Below are 3,970 nucleotides of genomic sequence, written 5' to 3'. Positions count from 1 at the left end.
CGGACGTCGAAATCGACGCTGAACAGCACCGGGATTTCACCGAAGGACTTGGAGATCCTGTTCGCCGACAGGATCGGCGGCACGGAACTGCCTTCGCCGCTGCTCATGCTGGTCGTCCTCCCCGGATGGGCGCGGCGCTGGCGGCCGGTTCCTCCATCCATGGGAAAAGATGTAAAGGTTTTCATGGGCGATGTAAAGGTTTACACAAATGGAAAACCGTATAGCCTTCCGGAGGAGGCGATGGCGCGGCGTCCGCATTCTGATAAAGGCGGGCGGCGCGGGGGAGAACCGGATCGCGCGGGGGGCGGAGCGCCAATCTTGCAGCACCAGAAACTGGCCACGATCGAGGATGTTGCGGCAATCGCCGGCGTGTCCATCGCCACGGTCAGCCGGGCGATCAACGAGCCCACCAAGGTGGCCGACGCGACGCGCCGCCGCGTCACCGAGGCCATAGCGCGCACCGGCTACACCACCAATGCCATGGCGCGCTCGCTGCGCATGCGGCGCTCCAACATGATCCTCATCCTCGCCCCCGATGTGGGCGATCCCAATTTCTCCAACATCCTGGTGGGCCTGGAGACCGAGGCCAGCAAGCGCGGCTATGGCGTGCTCATCGGCAACACGCAGAACGACGCCACCCGCGAAAGCGACTATCTGCGCTTCATCAGCTCCAACCAGGCCGATGGCCTGATCCTGTTCACCGGCCACCTGCCCTATGGCTATTCGAGCGGCGAGATGCGCCTGCCGCCCATGGTTGCCGTCAACGAGCCGGTGCTGGGCGGCGACATTCCCTTTGTCGGGGTCGACAATGTCGAGGGCGCGCGCGTCGCCACCGAACACCTCATCTCGCAGGGCCATCGCCGCATCGCCTTTATCGGCCATTCCACCGCCAAGGCGGTCAACCTGCTGCGCGAGCAGGGCTACAAGGCGGCCCTTTCCGGCCATGGCATCGCCATCGATCCGCATTTGATCCTGGCCGGGGATGGCACCACCGAATCGGGCCGCGCCGCCACCGAGCACATGTTCGTGCGGGACGTGCTGCCCACCGCCTTTTTCTGCGTCAACGACGCCACGGCGCTTGGCGTCATCATATCGCTCAATGCCCGGCGCTACGACCTGCCCCGGCAATTTTCCATCATGGGGTTCGACGACATTTCCTTCGCCAGCTTCGTCACCCCCTCGCTCACCACCATGAAGCAGCCGCGTCTCAAGATCGGCGAGGAGGCGATGGACCTGCTGCTGGCCCTGCTCGAAGGCAAGCCGGCCCGCCGCCGCGAAGTGCTCTTGCGCCCCGAGCTGATTGTGCGCAATTCAGTGGCCCGTATCGGGCAAGACTGACACCATGAAAACCATTCTCATCGTCGGCATCGGGGCGGGCCATCCCGATCACATCACGGTTCAGGCCATCAAGGCGCTCAACCGCGCCGATGTGCTGTTCATTCCCGAAAAGGGCGCGGACAAGGCCGAGCTGGCCGATCTGCGCCGCGATATCCTCGCCCGCCACCTCGCCAATCCCAATAGCCGCAGCCTCGCCTATGCCGTGCCCCGGCGCGACGCCGCCAATCCCGATTACGGGGCCGGCGTCGATGACTGGCACGGCGCATTGGCCGATATCTTCCGCACGCTCATCGCGGAAATCCCCGAGAACGGCGCCGGCGCCTTCCTCGTCTGGGGCGATCCGGGGCTCTACGATTCCACCATCCGCATCCTCGAGCGCCTGCGCGCCGATACCGAGCTGGCGGTCGAGATCGTTCCCGGCATCACCGCCATCCAGGCCCTCACCGCCGCCCATGGCATCGCGCTCAACCGCATCGGAGAGCCCGTCCACATCACCACCGGCCGCCAGCTCGGCCCGGTGGCGGCCGATACCGTCGTCATGCTCGATGGCCGCACGGCCTTTCTCGATGCCGATCCGGACCTAGAGATTTTCTGGGGCGCCTATCTCGGCACGCCCAGCCAGATTCTGCTTTCCGGCCGGCTGGGCGACCTCGCCCCCGCCATCGCCGCCGCCCGCAAGGCCGCCCGCGCCCGTCATGGCTGGATCATGGACACCTATCTGCTGCGGAAACGGCAGGGATAAGCTCCCGCCTGCGCCGCAATGCCCCATCAACAAACGGACCCCGCCATTCCCCCTGCCCGGCCAATCCGCTAAAGCTGGGCCATGACGATCACCCTGCCCATTGCCCCGAAGCGCCGGGGCGCCTGCCCCACGCTGGAGGCGCCGATGCAGACCGGCGATGGCCTGCTGGCGCGGCTGCGGCTGGCCGGGCCGGGCCTGACGCCCGCCATGCTGCGGCAACTGGCCGAGGCCGCCGCCGCTTTCGGCAATGGCACGGTGGAAATCACCGCGCGCGGCAATCTGCAAATGCGGGGCCTCATCCCCGAGGCCGTATCCCCCTTCGCCCGCGCCATCCGCGATCTGGTTGCCATCGAAACCGGCCTCGTGGTCGAGGTGCCTCCCCTTTCCGGCGAGGACCCGCTCGAATTTGCCGATCCCCGCCCCCTCGCCCGCGCCATCAAGGCCCTGTCGGCGCCCTACCAATCCCGCCTCGGCCCCAAGGTCAGCGTCATCGTCGACGGCAATGGCCAGATCGGGCTTTCCCGGCTCAAGGCCGACCTGCGCCTGGTCGCCGTCGCCCCCGATCGCTGGCTGGTCCTTGTCGCCGAAACCCTGATGGGCACCACCCGGCGACCCGAGGACTGCGCCGCCATCGTCCTTGCGGCGCTGGCCGCCTTGGGACGCGACGCCCGCGCCAGCGATCTCACCTTCATGGATAGGGCGCTGGCCGGGCTTGTCGCGCCCTCCGCCCCGGTCATGCAGCCGACCAGCCAGCCGGTGGGCAATTTTCTCCTGGCGCAGGGCAATGCCCGCGGGCTCGCCCTCCCCTTCGGGGCCATTGGCTGGCAGGCGCTGGCCCAACTGGCCGATCAGGGCCAGCAACGGGGCATCGGCCAGTTCCGCCTCGGTCCTCATCATGCCCTTATCGCCCTTGGCGCCCCCGAAGCGCTGGCCGAAACGGCGGTGGAGCTGGGTTTCATCGCCTCTCCCTATGATCCGCGCCTGCGCATCAGCGCCTGTATCGGCAGCGCCGGCTGCGCCTCCGGGCAGAGTGCTGCCCGCGTGGACGCGGCCGGGCTTGCCGCCCATATGCCCCGCGACATCCGGTTGCATGTCTCGGGCTGCGCCAAGGGCTGCGCCCATCCGGGGCCTGCCGATATCACGCTGGTGGGCAGCAGGGATGGCTATGGCCTTGTCATAAATGGCCGGGCAAGCGATACGCCTGTTGCACGCCTGCGCGCCGACCAGATCGCCGCCGCGCTGGCCGGCGGCCGGGGATGACCATGACCGATTATGACTACATCAAGGATGGCGAGGCGATTTATCGCCAGTCCTTCGCCATCATCCGCGCCGAGGCGGATCTTGCGCGCTTTTCCGAGGCGGAGGCCGAATTGGCCGTGCGCATGATCCATGCCGCCGGCATGGTCGAGGCCGCCGCCCATTTCGAATTCGGTCCCGGCTTCGTCGCCGCCGCCCGCACCGCGCTGGAGGCCGGCGCGCCGATTTTCTGTGATGCCGAAATGGTCGCTCGCGGCGTCACCGCTGCGCGCCTGCCGGCTGAAAATGAGGTCATCTGCACCCTGCGCGATCCCCGGACGCCCGCCCTCGCCGCCGAGATCGGCAATACCCGCTCCGCCGCCGCCCTGCGCCTGTGGCTGCCGCGCCTCGAAGGCGCCGTGGTCGCCATCGGTAACGCCCCCACCGCCCTCTTCTTCCTCCTTGAGCTCCTCCGCGACGGCGCGCCAAAACCCGCCGCCATTGTTGGCATGCCGGTAGGCTTTGTCGGCGCCGCCGAATCCAAATCGGCGCTGGCCGAAAACTCCTATGGCGTGCCCTATGCCGTGGTGCGCGGGCGGCTGGGCGGCTCGGCCATGACGGCGGCGGCCCTCAATGCCCTGGCGAGGCCGGGCC

General features: G+C 67.9%; 4 protein-coding genes. All 4 read left to right on the top strand.

The genetic code is table 11. The annotated features are described in order from the left end of the window. Nucleotides 1-318 precede the first annotated feature (318 nt). Entirely contained in the window at nt 319-1,338 is a 1,020-nt protein-coding gene (locus VDP82_RS15050; protein ID WP_323015650.1) for a LacI family DNA-binding transcriptional regulator, read from the top strand. A 4-nt stretch (nt 1,339-1,342) separates the two neighbouring features. After that, the gene (cobF, locus tag VDP82_RS15045) at nt 1,343-2,080 is read left to right on the top strand and encodes a precorrin-6A synthase (deacetylating) (protein WP_323015649.1); all 738 of its coding nucleotides are present in this window, start codon (nt 1,343-1,345) and stop codon (nt 2,078-2,080) included. Between the two features lie 81 nt (nt 2,081-2,161). Then, the gene (gene cobG, locus VDP82_RS15040; RefSeq protein WP_323015648.1) at nt 2,162-3,340 is read left to right on the top strand and encodes a precorrin-3B synthase; all 1,179 of its coding nucleotides are present in this window, start codon (nt 2,162-2,164) and stop codon (nt 3,338-3,340) included. Nucleotides 3,341-3,342: 2 nt separating this feature from the next. Continuing rightward, the coding region (locus VDP82_RS15035; protein ID WP_323015647.1) for a precorrin-8X methylmutase at nt 3,343-3,970 on the top strand (628 nt) is incomplete at its 3' end.

The organism is Devosia sp. (assembly GCF_034675085.1).
GTDB lineage: Bacteria > Pseudomonadota > Alphaproteobacteria > Rhizobiales > Devosiaceae > Devosia.
Note: the sequence above shows the minus strand (reverse complement) of the source record. Positions and strands in the feature narration are given on the sequence as shown.